This window comes from Azoarcus sp. DN11 (assembly GCF_003628555.1).
Lineage (GTDB): Bacteria > Pseudomonadota > Gammaproteobacteria > Burkholderiales > Rhodocyclaceae > Aromatoleum.
Genome location: NZ_CP021731.1, coordinates 687,501 through 710,524 on the forward strand (window position 1 = coordinate 687,501; position 23,024 = coordinate 710,524).

At 66.8% G+C, this 23,024-nt stretch carries 18 protein-coding genes and 1 tRNA gene; 7 read left to right on the plus strand and 12 right to left on the minus strand.

Features of this window, described 5'->3' with window-relative positions:
• Window positions 1-3 precede the first annotated feature (3 nt).
• From ugpQ to CDA09_RS03080, 3 genes are all read left to right on the plus strand, one after another.
• Entirely contained in the window at window positions 4-753 is a 750-nt protein-coding gene (gene ugpQ / locus CDA09_RS03070; protein WP_121427276.1) for a glycerophosphodiester phosphodiesterase, read from the plus strand.
• A gap of 88 nt (window positions 754-841) precedes the next feature.
• Window positions 842-1,810 carry an octaprenyl diphosphate synthase gene (gene ispB, locus CDA09_RS03075; protein WP_121427277.1) on the plus strand — a complete coding sequence of 323 codons (969 nt, stop codon included), beginning with the start codon at window positions 842-844 and terminating at the stop codon, window positions 1,808-1,810.
• 14 nt (window positions 1,811-1,824) lie between these two features.
• Window positions 1,825-1,901 (plus strand) — tRNA-Pro (locus CDA09_RS03080).
• Between the two features lie 347 nt (window positions 1,902-2,248).
• Here the strand turns inward: CDA09_RS03080 and CDA09_RS03085 are convergent.
• Window positions 2,249-4,354 (minus strand): DUF1631 family protein, encoded by a 2,106-nt coding sequence (locus tag CDA09_RS03085; RefSeq protein WP_121427278.1) that lies wholly within the window; start codon window positions 4,352-4,354, stop codon window positions 2,249-2,251.
• A gap of 342 nt (window positions 4,355-4,696) precedes the next feature.
• Between CDA09_RS03085 and CDA09_RS03090 the strand changes: the two genes are divergently transcribed.
• Window positions 4,697-5,275, plus strand: a complete 579-nt coding sequence (locus tag CDA09_RS03090) for a YceI family protein (protein WP_121427279.1) — start codon at window positions 4,697-4,699, stop codon at window positions 5,273-5,275.
• Window positions 5,276-5,406: 131 nt separating this feature from the next.
• A complete protein-coding gene (locus tag CDA09_RS03095) occupies window positions 5,407-6,171 on the plus strand; it encodes a gamma-glutamylcyclotransferase (RefSeq protein ID WP_121427280.1) in 765 nt (254 codons plus the stop codon).
• A gap of 272 nt (window positions 6,172-6,443) precedes the next feature.
• On the opposite strand, the gene CDA09_RS03100 is transcribed toward CDA09_RS03095, so the two are convergent.
• Genes CDA09_RS03100 through CDA09_RS03115 form a run of 4 tightly spaced genes read right to left on the minus strand, consistent with a single transcriptional unit; the run spans window position 6,444 to window position 10,478 of the window.
• Entirely contained in the window at window positions 6,444-8,516 is a 2,073-nt protein-coding gene (locus tag CDA09_RS03100; protein ID WP_121427281.1) for an MtrB/PioB family decaheme-associated outer membrane protein, read from the minus strand.
• A gap of 12 nt (window positions 8,517-8,528) precedes the next feature.
• Window positions 8,529-9,473 (minus strand): DmsE family decaheme c-type cytochrome, encoded by a 945-nt coding sequence (locus tag CDA09_RS03105; RefSeq protein WP_121427282.1) that lies wholly within the window; start codon window positions 9,471-9,473, stop codon window positions 8,529-8,531.
• Window positions 9,474-9,531: 58 nt separating this feature from the next.
• A complete protein-coding gene (locus tag CDA09_RS03110; RefSeq protein ID WP_121427283.1) occupies window positions 9,532-10,125 on the minus strand; it encodes a NapC/NirT family cytochrome c in 594 nt (197 codons plus the stop codon).
• Window positions 10,126-10,151: 26 nt separating this feature from the next.
• On the minus strand, window positions 10,152-10,478 hold the full coding sequence (locus tag CDA09_RS03115; RefSeq protein ID WP_121427284.1) for a c-type cytochrome: 327 nt from the start codon (window positions 10,476-10,478) through the stop codon (window positions 10,152-10,154).
• A gap of 396 nt (window positions 10,479-10,874) precedes the next feature.
• On the opposite strand from CDA09_RS03115, the gene CDA09_RS03120 reads away from it, so the two are divergent.
• On the plus strand, window positions 10,875-11,795 hold the full coding sequence (locus CDA09_RS03120) for a LysR family transcriptional regulator (RefSeq protein WP_121427285.1): 921 nt from the start codon (window positions 10,875-10,877) through the stop codon (window positions 11,793-11,795).
• 115 nt (window positions 11,796-11,910) lie between these two features.
• On the opposite strand, the gene CDA09_RS03125 is transcribed toward CDA09_RS03120, so the two are convergent.
• From CDA09_RS03125 to CDA09_RS03135, 3 genes are all read right to left on the minus strand, one after another.
• Complete coding sequence (locus tag CDA09_RS03125; RefSeq protein ID WP_121427286.1) at window positions 11,911-12,657, minus strand: pirin family protein; 747 nt, start codon at window positions 12,655-12,657, stop codon at window positions 11,911-11,913.
• Window positions 12,658-12,837: 180 nt separating this feature from the next.
• Window positions 12,838-14,217 (minus strand): MFS transporter, encoded by a 1,380-nt coding sequence (locus CDA09_RS03130; protein ID WP_121427287.1) that lies wholly within the window; start codon window positions 14,215-14,217, stop codon window positions 12,838-12,840.
• A gap of 61 nt (window positions 14,218-14,278) precedes the next feature.
• Window positions 14,279-15,460, minus strand: coding sequence for a M20 aminoacylase family protein (locus CDA09_RS03135; protein ID WP_121427288.1), 1,182 nt, complete (start codon window positions 15,458-15,460; stop codon window positions 14,279-14,281).
• 120 nt (window positions 15,461-15,580) lie between these two features.
• Here CDA09_RS03135 and CDA09_RS03140 point away from each other — a divergent pair, with 120 nt between their 5' ends.
• On the plus strand, window positions 15,581-16,474 hold the full coding sequence (locus CDA09_RS03140; protein ID WP_121427289.1) for a LysR substrate-binding domain-containing protein: 894 nt from the start codon (window positions 15,581-15,583) through the stop codon (window positions 16,472-16,474).
• Between the two features lie 40 nt (window positions 16,475-16,514).
• On the opposite strand, the gene CDA09_RS03145 is transcribed toward CDA09_RS03140, so the two are convergent.
• From CDA09_RS03145 to CDA09_RS03160, 4 genes are all read right to left on the minus strand, one after another.
• A complete protein-coding gene (locus tag CDA09_RS03145) occupies window positions 16,515-16,892 on the minus strand; it encodes a copper-binding protein (RefSeq protein WP_121427290.1) in 378 nt (125 codons plus the stop codon).
• Window positions 16,893-17,001: 109 nt separating this feature from the next.
• Window positions 17,002-20,190: an efflux RND transporter permease subunit gene (locus tag CDA09_RS03150; protein ID WP_121427291.1), complete on the minus strand. Its 3,189-nt coding sequence runs from the start codon at window positions 20,188-20,190 to the stop codon at window positions 17,002-17,004.
• Window positions 20,187-21,710 (minus strand): efflux RND transporter periplasmic adaptor subunit, encoded by a 1,524-nt coding sequence (locus tag CDA09_RS03155; RefSeq protein WP_121427292.1) that lies wholly within the window; start codon window positions 21,708-21,710, stop codon window positions 20,187-20,189. The genes CDA09_RS03150 and CDA09_RS03155 overlap by 4 nt, the downstream gene beginning before the upstream one ends.
• Window positions 21,707-23,002, minus strand: a complete 1,296-nt coding sequence (locus CDA09_RS03160; RefSeq protein ID WP_121427293.1) for a TolC family protein — start codon at window positions 23,000-23,002, stop codon at window positions 21,707-21,709. Before CDA09_RS03160 ends, CDA09_RS03155 begins: the two co-directional genes overlap by 4 nt.
• Between the last annotated feature and the right edge of the window lie 22 nt (window positions 23,003-23,024).

Consider the following 23,024-nt stretch of genomic DNA (forward strand, 5'->3'; position numbering starts at 1 on the left):
CGCATGACGCACCGCCCGGAGTTCCCACTCCCCGCGGTGCTCGCACACCGCTGCGGCGGCAGGCTCGCGCCGGAGAACACCCTGGCCGGCCTTGCCGCGACCGCAGAAACCGGCTGCGGGGGCGTCGAGTTCGACGTGATGCTCAGCGGCAGCGGTTCCCCCGTACTGATCCACGACGAAACGCTGGAGCGCACGACCGACGGTCGCGGGCCCGTCGCCCACACGTCGGACGATGTCCTGTTCGCGCTCGATGCCGGCACCTGGTTCGATGCGCGCTTTGCCGGCGAACCCGTTCCGTGCCTCGATCTCGCAGCCGCGCGTTGCCAGGCGCTCGGGCTGGCGGTCAATCTGGAGATCAAGCCGTCGCACGGGACCGACACCGAGACGGCCGAGCGCGTCGTGCGGCGGGCGCGAACGCTGTGGGCGGCCGAACCCGGCGCCGTCCTCCTGTCCTCGTTCTCCGAGCGGGGGCTCGAAGTCGCCGCATCCGTGGCGCCCGCCTTGCGCCGGGGCCTGCTCGTCGGCGCCGTGCCGGCGGACTGGCTGGCGCGCTGCCGCAGGCTCCGCGCTGCGGCGCTGCATGTCGATCACCGCCACCTCGATGCGGACCGCATTGCCGCGGTGCGCGAAGCCGGCCTGTGGGTCGTCACCTACACGGTCAACGATCCCGAGCGGGCCGCACGGCTGTTCGAATGGGGCGTCGACTGCGTGATCACCGATCGACCGGACGTCGTCCGCCCGCCGGTTCCGTGAGCGGGCCATTCCGGTTCGCGTGCGTTTCTTGACGGCACGCCGCCGGCCCCCCTACCATCTTCCTTTTGTTCCAGCCAGGCGCTTCATCTTGTCAACCAAGCAGCTCTATGCGCCGATCGCCGCCGACATGCAGGCGGTCGATGCCGTCATCCGCCAGCGTCTGCATTCCGACGTCGTCCTCATCCGCCAGGTCGCGGAGTACATCATCCACAGCGGCGGCAAGCGCATCCGTCCGGCGCTGGTGCTGTTCGCTGCTGGTGCGATGGGGTACGAAGGGACGAACCACCATCAGCTCGCCGCGGTGGTCGAGTTCATCCACACGGCGACCCTGCTGCACGACGACGTCGTGGACGAGTCCGAGCTGCGCCGCGGCAACAAGACCGCGAACGAGATGTTCGGCAACGCCGCGTCGGTGCTGGTCGGCGACTTCCTGTACACGCGCGCCTTCCAGATGATGGTCGGCGTCGACAACATGCGCGTCATGCAGGTGCTGGCCGACGCGACCAACATCATCGCGGAAGGCGAGGTGCTGCAGCTTCTCAACTGCCACAACGCCGACGTCGAGATCGACGACTACCTGCGCGTGATCCGCTACAAGACGGCCAAGCTGTTCGAGGCCTCGACGCGCCTCGGCGCGATCCTGGGCGGCGCAGACGAACGGACCGAGCACAGCATCGCGGCCTTCGGCATGCACCTCGGTACCGCGTTCCAGCTGATCGACGACGTGCTCGACTATTCGTCGGACGAGGCGGCGACGGGCAAGCATCTCGGCGACGACCTCGCGGAAGGCAAGCCGACGCTTCCGCTCATCCACACGATGAAGCACGGCACGGCGGAGCAGGCCGACCTCGTGCGCCGCGCCATAGAGACGGGCGGGCGCGACGACTTCGCAGCGATCCTCGTGGCGATCCGCGAGTGCGGTGCGCTGGACGAGACCCGTCGCTACGCGCGCGCGGAGGCAAAGCTCGCGGCGGATGCGCTCGACGTATTGCCCCCTTCCATTTTCAAGGATGCTCTGCTACAATTATCGGACTTTGCAGTTGGTAGAGATCACTGACCTCTGCAAAGCGTCGGGGAATAGCTCAGCCTGGTAGAGCACTGCGTTCGGGACGCAGGGGCCGGAGGTTCGAATCCTCTTTCCCCGACCAAGAATTCGTTGGCAGATCAAGAAGTTAAGATCTGCGTTGCGGCCAAATGGAGCATAATCCGCGAGGGTTTGCTCCATTTTTGCGTCAAGATCCGGAGCGTCGGCCGATCCCGCGAAAATTTCTCGCGGCATATCCCTCGCGCGCCTATACCGTACTCCCTACCATCGGAGTACACAGCGTGCCGTCGCGCGATATCTCAAGCAGCATTCAGAATCGCTCTCCGTATGTCGTCACCGTTCGCAGTGACGCCAGTCTGAGTTCGCCATGTGCGAGCGCATGGGCATCGAGTCGCCAGCGAGTCCCCCTCAATACGTCCCGTCGCGCATGGCCGGGTTCGACTCTCGTGCTCAGGCATACTGGTCGAGAGACTTGATGGCGCCGTGGATGGCGCGTTCGAAGATCGGCCGATCCTGCTTGACGACGTGTGCCGTGCCGTTCCTCAGTCGCACGGCCAGCGCTTCCGGCGTGATCGAGATTGCGCAGGCTGAAGCGCTGTTGGTAAAGAGGAAGAGTGTGCGACTCCGGTTGATCCAGGTCAGGCGCTCGCGGCGGGTCTGTCCTGCCGTCATGAAATCCAGCCAGTCGCCCCGTACCAACTGACGTACCCGGCGGAGGTCTGCACGGTCCGGGGTGTCTCCCTCGCCGAGCCCTTCGCCGGACGGCAGCGAGATGTCCTGAACGCGAATTCCGCTGCTTGTGGCGTGACTGACCTGCAGGGTTGGCCCGGCGCTGCGCCCGCGCGGTCTCGCGGCTTGCATCGCCTTTGCGGCCGCGTTTTTTTTCGCGCGCAGGGCGGCAAGCTGAAGGTCGATGAGCTTGTCCATGAAGGCCTTGCGCTCGGTGGGTGCCGCACCGATCTCATCGAAACCGGCATTGATCCTGTTCAACAGCGCCGGCAGCGCGGCGGCCTGCAACTGCTGGTCCGATATTACGTGTTTCGGCGACACGGACCACTGCAAATCGGTCGCGACCTGCAGCGCTTGGGCGGTCGCAGCGCCTTCCTCGCCGGATTGCGAAATGCGGCTCTGCACGACGTCCCGCCAATAGCTGCGGAGGAAGTCCTCGATCTCGACGGGCGCCCCCGGTTCCAGCACCCGGACAATGCAGGCGTCCGCCATCTTCTGTGCGCGCACCTGTGCCTCGCGCTTCAGGCGCATATCCTCCTCACGTGCGCGCACCGCGTCGGCCAACGCGCGGTCATGCTGTTCCTCGAGTTCCTCGCGCTCCGAGAGGAAGGCGTCCAGTTCGGCATTCGCGGAATCGAACACTCCCAGGTCGGCGTCGTACGTGTTCTGCACCTTGTCGACCAGTTCGGAGAGCTTGAGGTAGAACGGATCGTCGACGTTCACCACCTTGCCCCAGCGCACGGTGACCACCGACATACTGTCGAGAAAGCGCCGTGCCGGGTGGCTTCGGTCGGCGAAGAAGCGCTGATTCAACATCGCGGCCCGCAGCACCGTGGTCTGCAGGCGGGCCACCAGCACCTTGATGTCATCTGCAACATTGGCGTCGCCGAAGATCAGGTCGAACAACTTGGCGACGATATCGAGCGTCAGCGCGTCGAGCGGCTTCATGTTGCGCGCCGCGTCACTGTCGCGTGCCATGCGGACCACGTTGGTGTGCTTGCCGGGGGTTACGGGCGGGGGCGCCGCTTGCAGCGTCGTCAGGGACTTGAACAGCTCCCCGTTGGCCGCCGCGGACCGGGCCCCCTCCGTGGCACCGGTGTCCGCCGTGCGCGCCTTCACCATGCGGTCGAGGGCGCTCGCCACTCTGGTGGTTTCCTCCGCCAGCTCCTGCGCGTCCACCGGAATCGTGTCCCGGTAGCTGCGCTTGAGTCGGGGCAGGATTTCGGCCTCGATCATTGCCTCATTGACCACCCGATAAAGTTGCGGCATCTCGGTGGACATCTGCTCACCGATGAGTTGCAGCAGCAGGATGAGCGCGTTCGTGTCGGTGACGGCCTCGGCGCAGGCCGCCTCGATGCAGGACCAGAGCGCCGAGACCCTGAAAGTGGAGTCGCCGGGCTGCATGGCGCGGCGCAAGACGAGGTAATTGATCCGCCTGTCCAGTGCCTTGGTTTCGTCGCGGCAGCCCAGGGCGACGCGCTCCAGCACCTCGCGCATGGCGAGATGGACGGACTCCTCGTCGTGGCTCAGAAGTCGCACGTCTGACTGTTCGGTCGCGCCGTAGCCCGACCTCGCGGCATCCACTTCGCGCGTACTGAGCTTTGCCCGGAGAGAAGGGGGCACCTTTTTCCAGACCGAAGGCAGCGCCAGCTGGAGCGAGACGGCGGCAATCCTCTCGCTGCGGTCGCGGCCGGAATCGTCGCGCGCGATCGCCATCCGGGTCAGCACGGGGCCCAGTTCTTCGAACAACTCGCACAAGTCGCTTTCCATCTGCGCGCGACAGCTCGGCACGAGCTTGCCGAGCGTTGAGACGTCCTGTTCTGTCATTCAGGCCTGACTCAAGGGGGAATCGATAACTGAATTATCACATGCCACAAGGGGCATATCGCAGACGTGGCGAACGCCGACTGTTACCCGAACTGCCGGCATGGAAGCGCCGACGCCGCATGGGGAAAATCTCCGGCAATCGTAACCGATCCGACTGGGGCGTGACGGGCCGCTCGCGTCCCGGCAACGAACGATAGGGCTGTCCTGCCGGTCATCTATTGTTCTTCATATGGCACCAATAAATTCAATATTGTTGTCTATTTCATTTTACCCGGCGGCTCTAAAGTTCGCCCATCACAGTTTTTTTGCCAACCTCAGCCTCACCCCATCAGGAGTCTTCCGATGCACAAGTTCGCCAAACTCTTCGCCGCCATCGCCATCTCGACCGCCGCTGCCGCGCCCGCGCTGGCGGCACCGGAAACCTACACGGTCGACGGCACGCACACCTTCCCGCGCTTCTCGTACAGCCACTTCGGCATGTCGACGCAGCTGTCGCGCTTCGACAAGACCACCGGCTCCGTGGTGCTGGACAAGGCGGCCAAGACTGGCTCGGTCGATATCGTCATCGACATGACCTCGGTCGACACCGGCTTCTCGGACTTCAATGGCCACATCCAGGGCGAGGACTTCCTCGACACCGCGAAGTATCCGACCGCGACCTTCAAGTCGACGAAGGTGAATTTCAAGGGTGACAAGCCGGAGAGCATCGAAGGCAACCTGACGATCAAGGGCGTGACCAAGCCGGTGACGCTGAAGGTCACCAACTACGTCAACATGCCGCACCCGATGCTGAAGAAGGACGCGATCGGTGCGGACGCCACGGTCGTGATCAAGCGCACCGAGTTCAACGCCGGCAAGTTCGCCCCGCACGTGGGCGACGACGTGACGATCACCGTCTCGCTCGAAGCCATCAAGAGCTGATCCTGCCTTTGACCGGGCGGCGGGCGTGCGTTGCGGCGCCCGCCGTCCGGGTGCGAGCGACCTGCGGAAAACGCAGTCCCCCCGGCTCGGCGATCCGTCGGGCGGGCGCCTTTCCGCGAGGGGGAAAACCCATGCACGACGACGCATTCCGCCACGTCCCCGAACTGCGCGACAGCATCATCCGCGCGGAGGATTCCGGATTGCGCGTCACCGGCGCGATGCTCGCGGCGTGGGATGCGCAGGCGCGCACCCGTGGCCTCGGCGCCGACTGGCGCCGATCGGATGAAGCGCTCGAAGCGTCGCGGCGCGCCACGCTCGCCGGCGTCGCGGATTCACAGGACCTGTGGATCTTTGCCTACGGATCGCTGATGTGGGATCCGGGCGTCCATTTCGTCGAGGTGCGTCGCGCCTCGCTGGCGGGCTACCAGCGCCGCTTCACCCACAAGACAACGATCGGGCGCGGATCTCCCGAACACCCCGGTCTGGTCCTGTCGCTCGAACCGCAGGCGGGGCAGTGCGACGGCGTCGCCTTCAGGATCGAACGCCCGCTTGTCGAGCGGGAATCGCTCTTCTTCTGGCGCCGGGAAATGATCCTGTACGGGTATCAGCCGAGGATCCTGTCGGTTGCGACGCCGCAAGGCCCCGTCGACGCCCTGACGCTGGTTTCGGACCCGGCCGATGATCCGGCGTCGAACCTGCCGCTGCAGCAAGTGGCGGCCGTGATCGCGCATGCCTGCGGCAATCGCGGCAGCAATCTCGATTACCTCCGGCAGGTCGTGGCCCAGCTCGAGCGCCTGCGCGTGACGGACGACTATGTGACGAACCTCGCCTGCCTCGTCGGCGCATGCAGGTCGCCGCAGCCGGCCCCGGAGGCCGGACACCCGGAAAGTGTGTAACGCGCCCCGGTGCGGGCGGCGATTCGATCAAAACGAAAAAACCGTGGAAGCCCTGCCGGACCTCCACGGAAAACCACCACCTGGGTTCGATTCCATTGCCGCGGCAACCCGCTACCGTTCGGGCTGAGCCTGTCGAAGCCCGACTGAATCCGGACCTTCGACAAGCCTGCCCTGAGCCTGGTGAAGGGCTCAGGGCGAACGGGGGTGACCCATTCAGGTACCGCGTCAATGGCCGGCGGCGGCGAACAGCGGCCGACGCCTGGCTGTCGCCGTCAGATCCACTTGAAGTAGGCGGACAGGCCGATGAAGTTGATGTTCTGATTCGCGTTGCTGTTCGCGGTGGTGCCATCGACGAAGATGTGCTCACCCGTCCAGGTCGAATCGCTCACGTGCCAGCGGTCGTGCACCAGCTGCAGCTTCAGGCCGTGGTCGCGGGCGAGCGCGTAATCGGCCGTCAGGCTGAGCGTGGTCTGCCGGAAAGAGATGTCCGGCACCGAGGCTGCGCCCACATTGTGCATCCTGAATTCGCTGCGGTTGTCGGCCCAGCGCAGTTCGGCGTCGAGCGAAAGCTTGGCCGTCGCGCGCACCTGCGCGCGCAGGCCGGCGTTGCTTCCCGCGCTGCGCAGGTCCGCGCGCCACAGGAACAAGGGAACGCTGTTTTTCCAGCCCATGACCGTGCGCTGGCGCATGCGCGAGTCGTCCTGCGAGACCCACGCGCTGAGCTTGCTGTCGTCGGACAACGAGTAAGTCGCGTCGACCGAGTACGTCATGGCACTGCCCTTGTCGTTGCCTGCGGGCGAGCCCTTGATCGCGCCGTAGTCGTCGTTCGAGTACTGCGCAGTGGCTTGCACCGCCAGGTTCTCGCGCGGCGACCAGTCGAGGCTCAGCTTCGCCTTGTCGCGGTTGCGATCCGCCCAGTGGAAGGGGTTGATGAGGTGCGGGCTCTGGTTGGGCCCGTTGCCGGAGAAGAAATCGTTGAAGCGGTAGCTGCTGGTGGTGTGGAACGAGCCACCGGAGCGGTCGCTGTGGATGTAGCTCAGGCTGCCGTTGAGTGTGTCGGAGAGCGAGCGGCGCAGGCCGATACGCGCCGACCATTCGGTCGTCTCCCGGCGCCAGTCGAGCGAGCGGCTGAGCGGGATCGCACGCGTACGCTCCTCCCATTCCACGCCGCCGAACAGGCTCAGCGATGCGGGCAGGCGGTAGATGCCGTCGAGTTTCGCCGACACCGTCTTGCGCGAGGTGTCGTTGTTGAAGCCGCTGCCCGTGTAGTTGCGGAACCTGGGGTCGAAGAACAGCCGCAGCGGAGTCTTGTCGTCGCGGTCTTCGTAGCGCAGGTTTGCGTTCAGGCTCAGCGCCGAGGTCGGGCGCGATGTCAGCCCCATGGTGACGAGCGTGGTGTCGACCTGGCCATCGAGCGAGCTGTGGCCGAAGGCGCTCGGCAGCGCGAAGCTGTCGTTCTGCGTGCCCCGCGTATAGGAGACCTTGAACATGCCGCGCGTGGTGGGCGAAAAGCGGTACGCGCCCGACAGGTTGAGGTTGTGGGCCTCGTTGTCCGGTGGCAGCGAAATGCTGTGCGAATTGAACGCCGCTTCCGCACCGAGCGCCCCGTTCAGGTGGAGCAGGCTGTCCTGGTTGCGGAAGAAGGATCCCAGGTATCCGCCGGACAGTTGCAGGCGGTCGCCGACATAACCGAGGGTCGCCTCGAATTCCTGCGTAGTCTGGTCGATCGGTTCTGCGGCGAATTTCGGTCCGATGCCGACATCGTAGAAACCGAACTGGCGGTCGCCGTTCTTCCTTTCGTTGCGGAACCGGACCTGGGCGCTCAAGCCGCCGCCGAGCTGTTTTCCGAGGCCGAGGGAGGTGGTCTCGCGCTTGACTTCCGGGTTGAATGAGTGCGTCGGCCCGCCGATGACGATCGTCTGCTCGGTGGTGCCCAGCCCGAGAACGGGCGTGGTGAAGGTCAGCGGATCGTGTCGCTGGATCTCGCCGTATTCGAGGAAATACGACCAGTTGCCCTGTTGCTCGTGCTCGAAGCGCAGGTCGCGATTGTCCAGGCCCAGGTTGCGCCCCTTCAGGCGCAGCCACGTTCCGGTCGCATCGTCGCGGCGGTTGATGTCGACGTTGCCGAGGAAGTCCGTGTCGCCGGCCTTCTGTCCGGTGAACAGGCCGAAACGGCTTCCGTTCCCGCCGACGTAGCCGGCGCCGACACTCACCGAGCTCTCCGGCCGCGTCAGCTGCGCGAGCTCTTCGGCGGACATTTCCTGCGCCGACGCCGGACCGAAGGCGAGCAGCATCCCCGCCGCGACGGCGCTCAGGCGGAGGCTGTGCATGTGTTGCGTTGTCATGATGTTTCCCCCTTAGCGAACCAGCGAACGATTGACCGAGCTATTCAGCGGGCTGTTGCCACCATGCAGGTTGGTGTGGCAATTGACACACTGGCGGGCAGCGCCGATATCCGGCTGGGGCAGGAAGGAGGCGTTCGTGCGCAACGACGGCGCGATCCCCTGGTGCGAACCCGGCTCGTGGCACTCCTGGCACAGGAAGGGCATCTGCTGCTTGAGCAGGCGGGGATTGGTGCTGCCGTGCGGGTTATGGCAGATCGCGCAATCCTCGGTGACCGGCTGATGGCTCCACAGGAACGGTCCGCGTTTTTCCGCGTGGCACGAGAAGCAGGTGTCGATCACGGTGTCGCGCGCCATCAGCTTCGGCCCGGCAGAACCGTGGGGGTTGTGGCAGTCCGAGCAGGCCACCTTGCCTTCCTTGATCGGATGACGCGACGCCTTGTTGATCTCGTTGCGCTTGTCCTTGTGGCAGGTGAAGCACTTCTCCGGCTGCGTCAGCTTGTCACGCACCTTGTCGTGCTGGGCATGCACCTGGTGGCAGGACGTACAGGCGACGTCTTCCTGTTCGTGCGTGCTGCCTTGCCAGAGCATGCGCTTCCCGCCGGAGTGGCAGTTCAGGCACTGCGCGTTGCGTTCGGCCACCGGCGTCTTCGACTTCGCGCCGAAGGTCACGGTCGGCTGCGGGCGCTCGTCGGCCCCGTCGGGAATCCGGATGTGCGTCTCGCTCGCGCCGTGGCACGCGATACAGCTTCCGGTGCGGCCGTCCGCGACGGTGCCGTGTTTCGTCTTGCCGATATCGTAGACCGGATACGCTTCCGTGCCGTCGTGACAGCGGGTGCACACCTTGTCGTCCTTGAGCACCTTGTCCTTGGCGGCGCCCTCCGGTGCGGCATGCACATTCGCGACGAAGCCGAGCACCGCGAAGAGCCCGGCAATCACCCATCTCTTTGTTTTAGACATATTGACTCCCTGAAATGAAAAGACGCCCTGCCCGCGATCGGGTAGAGCGTCCCCGCTGCTACAAACTCTGCTTCACGACGATGTCGGACGGCTTGATGCCCTTGGGCTCCTGATGGGCAATTCCGAAGTGGCAGTCGATGCAGGTAAGGCCTTCCTCGCGGCCCTTTGCATGCCGCGCCTGCGCCGTTTCGGTCTGCAGGTCGGAACTCATCTTGTCCGCGGTGTGGCAGTGACGGCACTCGCGGGAGTCGGTCGACTTCATGCGCGTCCACACATTCTTCGCAAGCTCGGCCCGATGCTCCCGGAATTTCTCCTTGGTATCGATCTTGCCCACGATGAAATGCTGGTATAGCTCCCCGGCTGCCTGGATCTTGCGAATCCATTTGTCCACCGGTTCGCGGGGAACGTGGCAATCCGGGCAGATCGCCCGCACGCCGGTGCGGTTGGTGTCATGGATGGAACCGCCGTATTCCGCGTACACGTTGTTGCGCATTTCGTGACAGGACGTGCAGAACGCCTCCGTCATCGTGTACTCCATCGCCGCCGAGCCGCCGGCAACCACCGCAAAGGTCGCGATCACGGCAACACCGATCAGCACGAATGGATTGCGCCGGGCTAGCCACGCGCCAATCCGGGTCAATGTCTTTTTCATCGCACGCCTTCCGTTTTGAATCGTGCTCAGAGGGAAAGAATCCAGCTGACGAGATTCTTGATCTCATCGGGATCCTTGCTCTTGACCATCTGGTGCGGTTCTTCGCGCCCGTCGATCTTCACCTTGTTCGGAACGGTGATGTGCTTGATGAGCTTGTCTTCGGCCTCCGCCTTGCCGCGGTACTTGGTCGCGACCTCGCGATAGGCGGGGCCGTCCTTCTTGGTCTCCACCGCATGACAGTTGAGGCATTTGCTCTTGCGCAGCAATCCCATTGCGGCGCCCTCGTCGGCGGCGAAGCCAGTCGTGGACGTCAAGGCAATCACCGATCCGAGTGCAATCACGAGCTTGCGCATTTCATGTTCTCCAGAATGTTGAGGAAACCAATTGCCGGTAAAGAAGCGCCGCCTCGATATGGGTGGGTATTCGCCGAAGTGCGCCGGCAGCCAGGCCGGAGATGAAGTTCCCAATTGCCGGGAAAATTGGATGCCGACCGGAGAAAGCGGCTCGTAACGCACTGTCCGAGAACGTGCCAGAGCTTGCTCATGTATTGGGACGATATGTCGGCGAATTGCACGCACAATGACGCCATGGCAATTGTTATCAAAGCCCTATTAGAGGCGTGGGCATTCTAGATCCATGAAAATCGACTGATAAGTGCCTCGAAACGAGACACATTGTTTCCCTGGGGAGACGCTTGAGGGGTTCCATAAGGCATATAATCGTTCGCGAGGCAGACCTCTCTGGCAGCCATGCAAGATCTGAACGATTTCTATTACTTCCACGCGGTAGTGACCTACCACGGATTTTCGGCGGCGGCCCGGCAGACCGGGGTACCGAAATCGACGTTGAGCAAACGCGTCGCCAAACTGGAAGAACGGTTGCAGATTCGCTTGCTTGATCGCTCGACGCGCCAGTCGCGGATGACCGATGTGGGGCGCGCGTTTTACGAGCACTGCCAGACCGTCCTGGCGGGCGTGGAGGCGGCCGAAGCGGCCGCCGCGCAGTCTCAGGCCGAGCCGCAGGGAATCGTCCGGATGAGTTGTCCTGATGGACTCATCAAGAATTTGATCGAGGATTTATTGCCGGCCTTCATGAAGCTTTATCCGAAGGTGCGCGTGCAATTGAAATCCATCAATCGTCGCGCCGATCTCATCGAGGATGGGCTCGATATCGCGATCCGTGCGAGATCGAGCATGGACAGCGACCAAAACCTGATCGTGCGACCGCTGGGAAGCAGCCGGCTCGTCCTCGTGATGAGCCGGCTCCTGCTGGCCACGCTCATGCAGAAGCCGACGGTCGAATGCCTTGGGAGCCTCCCCACCTTGTCGATGATGGAGGCGGCCGACGACGATGTATGGGAACTGGTCGGTCCGGAAGGCCAGACGCGCAGCTTCCGGCTGAAGCCGCGGCTGTTCTGCAGTGATCTGGATCTGCTCCGCAAGGCCACCATCGAGGGGCTCGGCGTTTCCCTCCTGCCCGAACACATCTGCATGCCCTGGTTGCAGACCGGGGAACTCGTGAATGTGCTGCCCGGCTGGCACACGCAGCCGACGATTGTCTATGCGGTATTCATGAGCCGGAAGGGGTTGCAGCCCTCGGTGAGGACGCTGATCGACTATCTGGTGCAGGAAGTCCCGGAACGGCTCAGCCAGGGCTCGGCAAGCGTCTGAGCATCCCCGGTCCGCGCCGCCCCGCTGGCATCCGTGAGCCGGGGCCTGGCTAACCGCTGAATCGGGCGGCTGCGCGTTTCCGGGCGGGTGGCCGCCCGCCCGGAAACGCGGGCATTCAGCGATCGTCGAATCGCGCCATCTCGATGACGATGAAGTGCGCGTGCTCACCGGCCAGCGAGAATTCGAGCTCTGCCGGGCCGACGACTTCCAGCGCATCGCGCTCCGCGAGCTCGGTCACGCCCTTGACCGCGACGCGCCCCTCGATATTGTTCACATACGCCTGGCGTCCGGCCTGCACGGTGAAGGTCACGCGCGCCTCGGGGTCCTGCAGTTCGCTCACGTAGAGATTCACGTCCTGGTTGAGGTACAGCGGGACTTCGTTCCGGTTTTCCGTGTTGCCGACGATGTGCAGCAGGCGGTTCAGGCGGTCCTGCGGCTCGAACCGGCGCTGGGCATAACGCACCGGCAGATTCGCCGCCGGCGGCAGGATCCAGATCTGCAGGAAGCGGCACCATTCGTCGTGGCGATTGAGTTCCGAGTGCCAGACGCCGGTGCCGGCGGTGACGATCTGCACGTCGCCGCGACCGATCGTCGCCTCGACGTTGGTCGCGTTGTCCCAGTGGGTCAGCTTGCCGCCGACGACGTAGCTGACGATCTCCATATCGCGGTGCGGATGGCGGTCGAAGCCGCCGTGCGGCTTGACGTCGTCATCATTGATGACCCGCAGCACCCCGAACTGGATGTTGTCGGGGTTGTAATAATTGGCAAACGAAAAGTGGAAGTAGGTGTCGGCCGGGTGCCGGTCGCTGGCCGGCAGGTAATGCAGGGAAGCGGCGTCGATCTTGCGGAATTGCTGGGGCATCGTGTGGACTCCGGGACGTGTTCGGTGGAGTCACTTTAATCATGTCGGGATGCACGATAAATCGACGCAAGCGCAAATGATCTTTGGGCGTATTGCAACAATATGGCCGCCGCGGCTGCAATCCCGTTTCGATTTGCGGCCGCGGCATATGCGCCGGGGCGGATGTGGCGTGCGCCGTGTTCAGGTGTGCGTGGCGGCGGTGCGCGGGAGGATGGCGGCTTTCTCGACGCGCTGCCCGGCCGTCGGCGCGGGGACTTCCGCGTCGACCGCGGCGAGGTGGGCGACCCGGGTGCGGTCGGTGAGGAACAGCGCGGAGACGAAGCCGAGTGCAGCCGCGAACATCACGTAGAACACCGGTGCGATCACGATGCCCGTGCTCTGGATCAGCCAGGTGACGATGAACTGCGCGAACCCGCCGAACACCATCACCGCGACGTTGTAGGCCAGCGCAAGGCCGGTGGAGCGCACGCCGGCGGGGAACTGCTCCGCCATCACCGCCGAGATCGGCCCGAAGAAGGTCGCGAGCAGGATGCACAGCAGGATCTGCATCGTGACGAGGCGTTCGAACGAGGGCGCGGCATGCACCCACGCGAGCAGGGGATAGGCGGCGACGAGCAGGCCGGCCGACGCGGCGATCACCAGGACCTTGCGGCCGATGCGGTCGGACAGGGCGCCGAACACCGGCATCAGGATGGTCATCAGCGCGACCGCGATGACCTGGGCGGTGAAGGCGTCGGACAGGGCCATGCCGAGCTGCTTGCTCGCGAAGGTCGGCATGTAGACCAGGATCACGTAGAAGCCGACCGTGCCGCAGACGGTGACGCCCATCACGGCGAAGACTTCGCGCAGGTGGTTCTTCAGCATGCGGGCGAGCGACTGCTTTTCCGCGGGCGCATCGTGCGCTTCGAGGAAGGCTTCGGTCTCCTCGAGGTGGCGGCGGATCCACAGGCCGACCGGGCCGATCAGCAGGCCGATCATGAACGGGACGCGCCAGCCCCAGGCATCGAGCGCTTCGGGCGAGACGTTGCGCGTGATCAGCGCCGTGACGCCGGCACCGGCGAACACCGCGAGGCCCTGGCCGAACATCTGCCACGAGCCGTACAGGCCCCGCTTGTTGGGCGGGGCGCTCTCGATCAGGAAGGCGGTCGCGCTGGCGAATTCACCGCCGGTGGCGAAGCCCTGCAGCAGGCGCGCGAGCACGATCAGCAGCGGCGCGGCGACGCCGATCGCAGCGTAGGGCGGCGCGAAGGCGATCAGCGCGATCGACACCGTCATCATCGCGATGATGAGCTGCAACGCGGCCTTGCGTCCCTTGCGGTCGGCGTAGATGCCGAGCAGGATGCCGCCGACCGGGCGCATGAAGAAGCCCACGCCGAAGGTCGCCGTGGCCATCAGCAGCGAGCTGTATTCGCTGTCGGCGGGGAAGAAGAGGCGCGAGATCACCACGGCGAGGAAGCCGAAGACGATGAAGTCGTACCATTCGAGCGCGTTGCCGATGACGGCCGCGATGATCTGCTTCGCGCGCGGGGCGGCCCGCGTGGCGGTGTCGTGAGTGCTCATTCCGTGTATCTCCTCTCGTCCATATGTATGAGCTGTTGTTTTGTGTGCGGCGGCCTTGCGCTCAGCCGCCGAAGAAGCGCCGCGCCAGTGCCACCCAGAAGGCGGCGCCGGGCGCGAGGCAGGCGTCGTTGAAGTCGTAGTGCGGGTTGTGCACGCTGCACGGGCCGAGGTGCTCGCCGCCGCCGAAGCCGTTGTCGCCGTTGCCGATCAGCAGGTAGCAGCCGGGCACCTGCTGCAGCATGAAGGCGAAGTCCTCGCTGCCGGAGAGCGGTGCAGCGTCGTCTTTCACCTTGTCTTCCCCGATCAGCGCGCGGGCGACTTCCGCGCCGAGGCGCACGTGCTCGGCGCTGTTGATCAGCACCGGATAGCCGCGCTCGTAGCGGATGTCGCAATCGACGCCCCAGGCTGCCGCCTGTCCGCGCACGAGTTCGCAGATGCGCGTTTCGAGCCGGTCGCGCACGGCCGGGTCGAGCGCGCGCACGCTCAGTTCCAGTTCCGCGCTGCCCGGGATCACGTTGTAGGCCTTGCCGGCCGTCATGCGGCCGACGCTGATCACTGCCATGTCCACCGGATCGACGTTGCGCCCGACGATGGACTGCAGCGCGAGGATCGTCGCGGCGGCGGGAAGCGTGGGGTCGACCGCCATGTGGGGCAGGGCGCCGTGTCCGCCCTTGCCGTCGAAACGCACCAGCACCTTGTCCGACGAGGCCATGAAGGGGCCGGGGCGGAAGCGGAAGTGGCCGGTCGGCACGCCGGGATAATTGTGCAGCCCGAAGATCGCATCGCAGGGAAAGCGCTCGAACAGGCCTTCGTCGATCATGCGCTTCGCGCCGCCGCCGCCACCGAGTTCTTCGGCGGGCTGGAAGATCAGGTTCAGCGTGCCGCTGCCGGGCAACTGCCCTTCGCGGTGCAGGCGGCCGAAGACTTCCGCCGCGCCGAGCAGGATCGCGGTATGGCCGTCGTGGCCGCAGGCGTGCATCCTGCCCGTGTTGCGGCTCGCCCAGGGCAGGCCGGTCTCTTCCTGGATCGGCAGTGCGTCCATGTCGGCGCGCAGGCCCAGGCGCGGCCCGCTCTTGTCCCCACCTTTGCCCCAGCGCAGCACGCCGACGACGCCGGTCGCGGCGATGCCGGTATGGACCTCGAAGCCCCAGGCCGCGAGCGAGTCGGCCACGAGCTTGCTCGTCGCGACCTCGTCGAAGCCGAGTTCGGGATTCTGGTGGATGGCGCGCCGCCAGGTCTTCATGGCGGCTTCGTCGGGGAGGGGGCGATCAACGGTATTCATGGATGGATAATAGAATTTGCCAACGATCGCGGAAGACGGTACTTTTTCCTGGGTGACAACCAGTAGAGATCACTTGCCGCGATGAAGGACCATCAACTCAAGGCGCTCGTGCAGGTCGCCGACGCCGGCTCGATCCGGGCGGCGGCGCGGGCGATGCATCTCAGCCAGAGCGCGCTGACGAAGGCGCTGCGCGAACTCGAGGAGGACGTGGGGGCGGAGCTGCTGACGCGCAGCTACAAGGGCGTGGTGTTCACGCCCGCCGGCCAGGCGCTGCTGGTGCGTGCGCGGCTCGCGCTGGCGACGCTGGAGAAGGCGCGCGAGGAGGTGCGGCTGCTGCGCGGCGGGGCGGGCGCGTGCATTGCCGTCGCGCTGACGCCGCTCGTCGCGGCGACGGTGCTGGCGCGCGTGCTGGCCGAATTCCGCCGCATCCAGCCGCATGCGGCGCTGAGCCTGGAAGAGGGGCTGCTGACCAACGTGGTGCCGGGCATCCTCGAAGGGCGCCTCGATTTCGCGGTGGCGCTCGCCAATGCGCAGGACCTTCCGTATGAAGTGGATTTCGAGCGGCTGGCGGACATCCCGGCCGTCCCTGCGGGGCGTATCGGCCATCCGCTCGCCGGGGCGCGGACCTGGGCGGAGCTGCGCGGCGCGAGCTGGGTGCTCAACCTGACCGGGGCGAGCCAGGGCAGCCACCTGGTGAACTGGCTGGAGGCCAACGGCATCGACGTGCCGGCGAGCACCGTGCGCTGCGCGTCGCCGACGCTGATGCTGGAGCTGATGCGGCGAACCGACCACATCGGCTTCGGCCCGACCGTGCTGGTGCGCGATCCGGTCTTCGGTGCCGGGTTGCAGGAGTTTGCCGTCGAGCCGCTGCCGCCGCCGATGTCGCTGGGCATCCTGACGCTGCGCGGCATGCCGCTGAGCGTCGCGGCCCGGCCGCTGGCGGCCTTGTTCGCACGTCAATTGCGCGACGCCTGACACACCGCCGGCGGGCAGCCCGCGCCGGCGGCGCGCGCGCTTACTTCGCGCTGGTGAGCGTGTAGCCCTTGCCCTCCTTGACGAATTCGAACTCGATCTTCTTGCCCACGGCCAGTTTGTCGAGGAGCGCCTTGTCCTTGACGGCGAAGCCCATCACCATCGCCGGCCATTCGAGGCTCTTCACCGGCTCGTGGGCGACGCTCACCGTGCCGGCCGCGGCGTCGATCGCCTTCACGATCCCGACGGCCTTGTGCACGGCGCCGGGCGCGGCCTTCATGTCCATGCCCTTCATGTCGCCCATCTTCTTGCCCATGTCCATCCCTTTCATGTCCATCTCGCCCATCTTGTCGGCGGCGAGCGCTGTGCCGGCGCCGAGGGTCAGGGCCGCCACGAGGGCCAGGGTTGCGGTCTGCTTCATGATGTTTCCTTTCGCTGCGGGTTGAAAAAAACTTGTCGTGGGCGGAGGGGGACCCGCGCTGCCGGTCCGCCGCTGCCCCGGAACTTCGGATACAGGTGGCGTGCGGCGCTCACCGGGGTGCCTCCGCATCGTCGGGGGCGCGGGCGCGCCGCTCTCCGCCGGTGGCGTTCGGGGGGAGCCGCCGCCCGCGCATCAGGCGGTAAACGGCGGGGATCACGAACATCGAGAGGAGGGGCGCCGTGACCATCCCGCCCACCATGGGGGCGGCGATGCGCTGCATGATCTCCGAGCCGGTGCCGCCGCCCAGCATGATGGGGACGAGGCCGGCGAGGATGACCGCCACCGTCATCGCCTTGGGCCGCACGCGCAGCACCGCCCCTTCGCGGATGGCGTCGTCCAGCAGCGCCGTCGTCTGCGGCCGGGGCAGGTTCTCGCGTTCCTCCCAGGCGTTCTTGAGGTAGATCAGCATCACCACCCCGAATTCGGCGGCGACGCCGGCGAGCGCGATGAAGCCCACCGCCGAGGCGATCGACAGGTTGTAGCCGAGGGCGTACATCAGCCAGAAACCGCCCACCAGCGCGAACGGCAGCGTGACCATGATCAGCAGGGCCTCGTCGAAGCGGGCGAAGATGAGGTACAGGAGGATGAAGATGATGAGCAGGGTGAAGGGCACCACCACGCGCATCCTGGCCTGGGCGCGCTCGAGGTACTCGAACTGGCCCGACCACGACAGCGAGTAGCCGGGCGGCAGCTTCACCTCCCGTGCGACGGCGCGCTGCATGTCCTGCACCGCCGACTCGAGGTCGCGGCCGCGGATGTCCACATACACCCAGCCCGAGAGGCGGGCGTTCTCGCTCTTCAGCATCGGCGGGCCGTCGTCGATGCGGACCGCGGCCACGGTGCCGAGCGTGATCCGGGCGCCGCGCTCGGTGAGCACCGGCAGGTTCCGCAGCCTTTCCAGGGAATCGCGCACTTCCCGCGGGTAGCGCACGTTGATGGGAAAGCGCTGCAGGCCCTCGATGGTCTCGCCGATGTTGTCCCCGCCCACCGCCGAGGCGACGATGCTCTGCACGTCGGCGATGTTGAGGCCGTAGCGGGCGGCGGCGTCGCGGTCGATCTTCACGTCGATGTAGCGCCCGCCGGTAAGCCGCTCGGCCAGCGCCGAACTCACGCCGGGCGCCGTCTTCGCCACGCGCTCGACGTCGCCGGCGATGCGGTCGATTTCGCGCAGGTCGGTGCCCGCCACCTTGATTCCCACCGGACTCTTGATGCCGGTCGCGAGCATGTCGATGCGGTTGCGGATGGGGGGAACCCAGATGTTGGCGAGCCCCGGGAGCTTCACCGTGCGGTCCAGCTCCTCCACCAGCTTTTCGGGCGTCATGCCGGGGCGCCACTCGCTGCGGGGCTTGAACTGGATCGTGGTTTCGACCATCTCCAGCGGCGCCGGGTCGGTGGCGGTGTCGGCCCGGCCGATCTTGCCGAAGACCTGCTTGACCTCGGGCACGGTCATGATCAGCTTGTCGGTCTGCTGCAGGATTTCCTGCGCCTTGCCGGCGGACAACCCGGGGAGCGCCGAAGGCATGTAGAGCAGATCGCCCTCGTCCATCGGCGGCATGAACTCGCCGCCGATGCGGCTCGCCGGCCACACCGTCGCCAGGGCCGCCACGGCCGCCACGGCGAGTGTCGCCCTGGGGTGGCGCAGCACGGCGTCGAGCAGTGGCCGGTAGGCGGCGATCAGCCAGCGGTTGATGGGATTGGCCTGCTCGTCCGGGATGCGGCCGCGGATCAGGTAGCCCATCAGCACCGGCACCAGGGTCACGGAGAGGCCGGCGGCGGCGGCCATCGCGTAGGTCTTGGTGAAGGCGAGCGGCGAAAAGAGACGCCCCTCCTGGGCTTCCAGCGTGAACACGGGGATGAAGGACAGGGTGATGATGAGGAGCGAGAAGAAGAGCGCCGGCCCGACCTCGGCCGCGCTTTCAGCGATCACGTCCCAGTGCAGGACCGGCGACAGATGCTCGCCGGGGTGCTCGTGACGCCACGCCTCGAGGTGCTTGTGCGCGTTCTCGATCATCACCACCGCCGCGTCCACCATCGCGCCGATGGCGATCGCGATGCCGCCCAGCGACATGATGTTGGCGTTCACCCCCTGGTGCTGCATGACGATGAAGGCGATCAGCACCCCCAGCGGCAGGCATACGATGGCGACGAAGGCCGAACGCAGGTGGAACAGGAAGATGCCGCAGACCAGCGCGACGACGATGAATTCCTCGACGAGCTTGTGCGAGAGGTTGTCCACCGCCCGCTCGATGAGGCCCGAGCGGTCGTAGACGGGCACGATCTCGACGCCCGGCGGCAGCGACGACTTGAGGCTGGCGAGCTTCGCCTTGACCGCGGCGATGGTCTCCAGGGCGTTCTTGCCCGAGCGCATGATGATCACGCCGCCCGCCACTTCGCCCTCGCCGTCGAGCTCGGCGATGCCGCGGCGCATCTCCGGCCCCACCTGGATGCGGGCCACGTCGCCCAGGCGCACCGGCACCCCGGCCCCGGACGTGCCCAGGGGAATCTTGCGGAAGTCGTCGAGACCCTGCAGGTAGCCGCCGGCCCGCACCATGTACTCGGCCTCGCCCAGTTCCAGCACCGAGCCGCCGGTCTCCTGGTTGGCGCGCGCCACCGCCTCGATCACCTTGCCGTGGGGGATGTTGTAGGCCTGCAGCCGGTCGGGGTCCAGCACGATCTGGTACTGCCTGACCATGCCGCCGATGCTCGCCACCTCGGCGACGTTGGGCACCGACTTCAGTTCGTACTTGAGGAACCAGTCCTGCAGCGCGCGCAGTTGCGACAGGTCGTGCTTGCCGCTCCGGTCGGCCAGCGCGTATTCATAGACCCAGCCTACGCCGGTGGCGTCCGGCCCCAGCGAAGGCTTGGCCCCGCCCGGCAGGCGGGACTGCACCTGGTTCAGGTATTCGAGCACGCGCGAGCGCGCCCAGTAGAGGTCGGTGCCGTCTTCGAACAGCACATACACGAAGGAGTCGCCGAAGAAGGAATAGCCCCGCACCGTCTTCGCCCCCGGCACCGACAGCATGGTGGTGGTGAGGGGGTAAGTGACCTGGTTCTCGACGATCTGCGGCGCCTGGCCCGGCCAGGTGGTGCGGATGATCACCTGCACGTCGGAGAGGTCCGGCAGGGCGTCGAGGGGCGTGCGCGCGGCCGACCACACCCCCCACGCGCTTACCATCAGGCTGGCGAGCAGCACCAGGAAGCGGTTCGCGATGGACCAGCGGATGAGCCGGGCGATCATCGTCCGGCCTCCGGACGGGGTTTCGCGGGCGTGATCGACCGGATCTCGAATTCGCCCTTGGGCGTGGCGACGAAGTCGAAGTCCACCCGGCTGCCGACCTCGACCTGCGGCGGCGCGCCGGCCGGCAGCTTGAAGCTCATCGTCATGGCCGGCCAGTTCATGCTCGGGATGGGGCCGTGGGAGAGCGTCACCTGCTCCTTGTCGATGGCTTCGACGACGCCTTCGCCGTGGTGCTGCGCGGGTCCCGGCGCGGCGGCGGGCGGAGCGTCCATGCGCTCGACCGTGGCCTTGAGGCTCGCCTCGGAGTCGATCAGGAACTGCGCCGAAGCGACGACCTTCTGCCCCGCCTGCAGGCCCTTGCGGATTTCGGTCAGGCCGTCGGTCTCGATGCCCGGCTCCACCTCCAGCGGCTGGAATTTCCCGCCATCGAGCGCGAGGATCAAGAGGTTGCGCGTGCCGGTGCGGATCAGCGCCTCGCTCGGCACCACGAGCACCTCCTGGTGCGGCGCGGCGGGCGAGAAATCGACGGTCGCGAACATGCCCGGCTTCAGGATGCCCTTGGGATTGGCGAGCTCGATGCGCACCTTCAGGGTGCGGGTGGCCGGGTCCACTTCCGGCAGCAGGGCGGCCACCTTGCCGGTGAAGCGCTCGGCCGGGTAGGCCGCCAGGCGTGCCGCGACGGGACTGCCCGGCTGGACGAGGGCGGCCTGGGCTTCCGGCAGTTCGGCATTCACCCACACGGTGGCGAGGCCGTTGATGCGGAACAGGGGACTCCCCAGCGTGGCGGTCATGCCTTCCCGCGCGGACAGTTCGCCGATCACGCCGTCGATCGGCGCGGCGAGGACGACCCGCGTCCGGGGCCGGCCTTCGCGTTCGACGGCGCGGATGACGCTCTCCGGCATGCCCAGCACCATGAGGCGCCGGCGGGCCGCCTCGCGCAGGCTCGCGGCATCGGGTGCCGCGCTGCGCGACAGGGCCAGGTATTCCTCCTGCGCCGCCACCCAGTCGGGTGCCAGCAGTTCGGCCAGCGGCTGGCCGGCGCGCACCGGGTCGAGCGGCGCCCGGACGTAGAGCTTGTCGATGAAGCCGGTGGCGCGCGCGGTCACCACTTCGACCGCGCGCTCGTTGAAGGCGACCGAGCCCACGGCCTCCACCTTGGGCGCGAGGGACCGCCGTGCCACGTCGACGACGCGCACTCCCAGGTTCTGCTGCAGGCGGGGATCGATGGTGACGGTGCCCGAATCGCCGCCTTCGTCGGCATAGACCGGCACCAGGTCCATGTTCATGAAAGGTGACTTGCCGGGTTTGTCGAACTTCTGCCCCGGCACCATGGGATCGTGCCAGTAGAGCACCCTGCGCCCGGTCCGGGGGTCGATCTTGTCGCTCGCGGCCGCGGCGTCGCTGCCGTTCGCAAAGGTGCCGGGCGTCGCGGCGGGCGCCTGGCGGCCGATCCAGTAACCGCCGCCCGCGCCAAGGGCGAAAAGGGTGCTGCCGATGAGGAATGCCGTGGTCTTGTTCATCGCGATTCCGCCGTGTGGGCTTCGAGGAGGAAGTTGAGCCGGGCCCAGGCCTGCCCGAGTTCGGCCTGCTGCCGGATGGTCATGAGGCGGGTTTCGACTTCGTTGCTGCGGGCGGCGAGCACCGCATTCAGGTCGCCGCGTCCGCCCCGGTAGGCAGCGAGCGCCACCGCCGTCCGCTCGCGGGCGAGCGGCACGAGTTCGTTGGCGAGGCGCGCGGCACGCTCCTTCGCGCTCTCCCAGGTGGCGATGTCGGCGCGGATTTCCGCCGCGTGCATGCGCCGCGCGTCCTCGCGCTCGGCCTCGACCTGCTCGAGCTGCTTCTCCCGCGCACGGATCAGCGGGTCCTGGCGCTTCTCCCCCCACAAGGGCAGATCGATGTGCACCGCCACCGAGACCATGTCGGAGAACGCGGGACCGCGCTGCTGGTAGGCGAGCTCCAGGCTCCAGTCGGGCTGCTTGGCCGCCCGGGCGAGACCGACCTCGGCGCGGGCCACGGCGGCCATCGGGCCGTAGGCGGAAAGTGCGGGGTGGTGTTCGATGTTGGCGAGCAGGCGCTCGGGCGGGGCGGACAGGGCCGTGAGGTCGGGCGGCGCGGCCAAGGAGCGGGTCGCCGCGGCACCGACCCAGCGGACAAGCGCCGAGCGGGTGCGCAGGAGGTCGCGCCGGACCTCGGCGAGGCGGTCCTGGAGGGTGACGGCCGCGCCACGGGCGGCGAGCGCGTCGGCGGCGCTGCCCTTGCCGCCGGCAAGCTGGGCGCGGGCGATGTCCACCAACAGGGCGGCTTCCGGCTCCAGTTCCTCCAGCGCGCCGACCTGGGCCTGGGCGAACCACTGGTCCAGCCAGGCGGCCGCGATCTCCCGCCGGACCGCCGCCGACTGCGCGGCGAGCGTGGCGCCTTCCTTGTCGGCTTCGGCACGGGCGCGCTCCTCCCGCAGGCGGCGCTTTTCTTCGCGGGGAAAGTCCTGCACCACGCCGACCCGGCGCGCCGTCATGAAATCCCGCGTGAGGCTCCAGCGGTCGGCGCCATTCACGGGCAGGTTGTCCACCGCCAGGGTCAGCTTGGGGTCCGGCAGCTGGCCGGCCGGCGTGATCGCGGCCGTGGCCGCCTCCGCCGCGCGCGCCTGGGCGGTGAGCCGCGGCGAGTCTGCGACGGCGAGCTGCAGCGCGTCGTCAAAGGTCAGCGGGGAGGCCGGCTGGGCCGGCGCGGCGGGAGAGACGATCAGCGCCAGGGCGGCCGCCAGCCACCCCGCGCGTGCGCTGCGATGCTTCTGCGTCTTGGTCGACGTCGACATGAAAACCTCCGGAGCAAGTCAG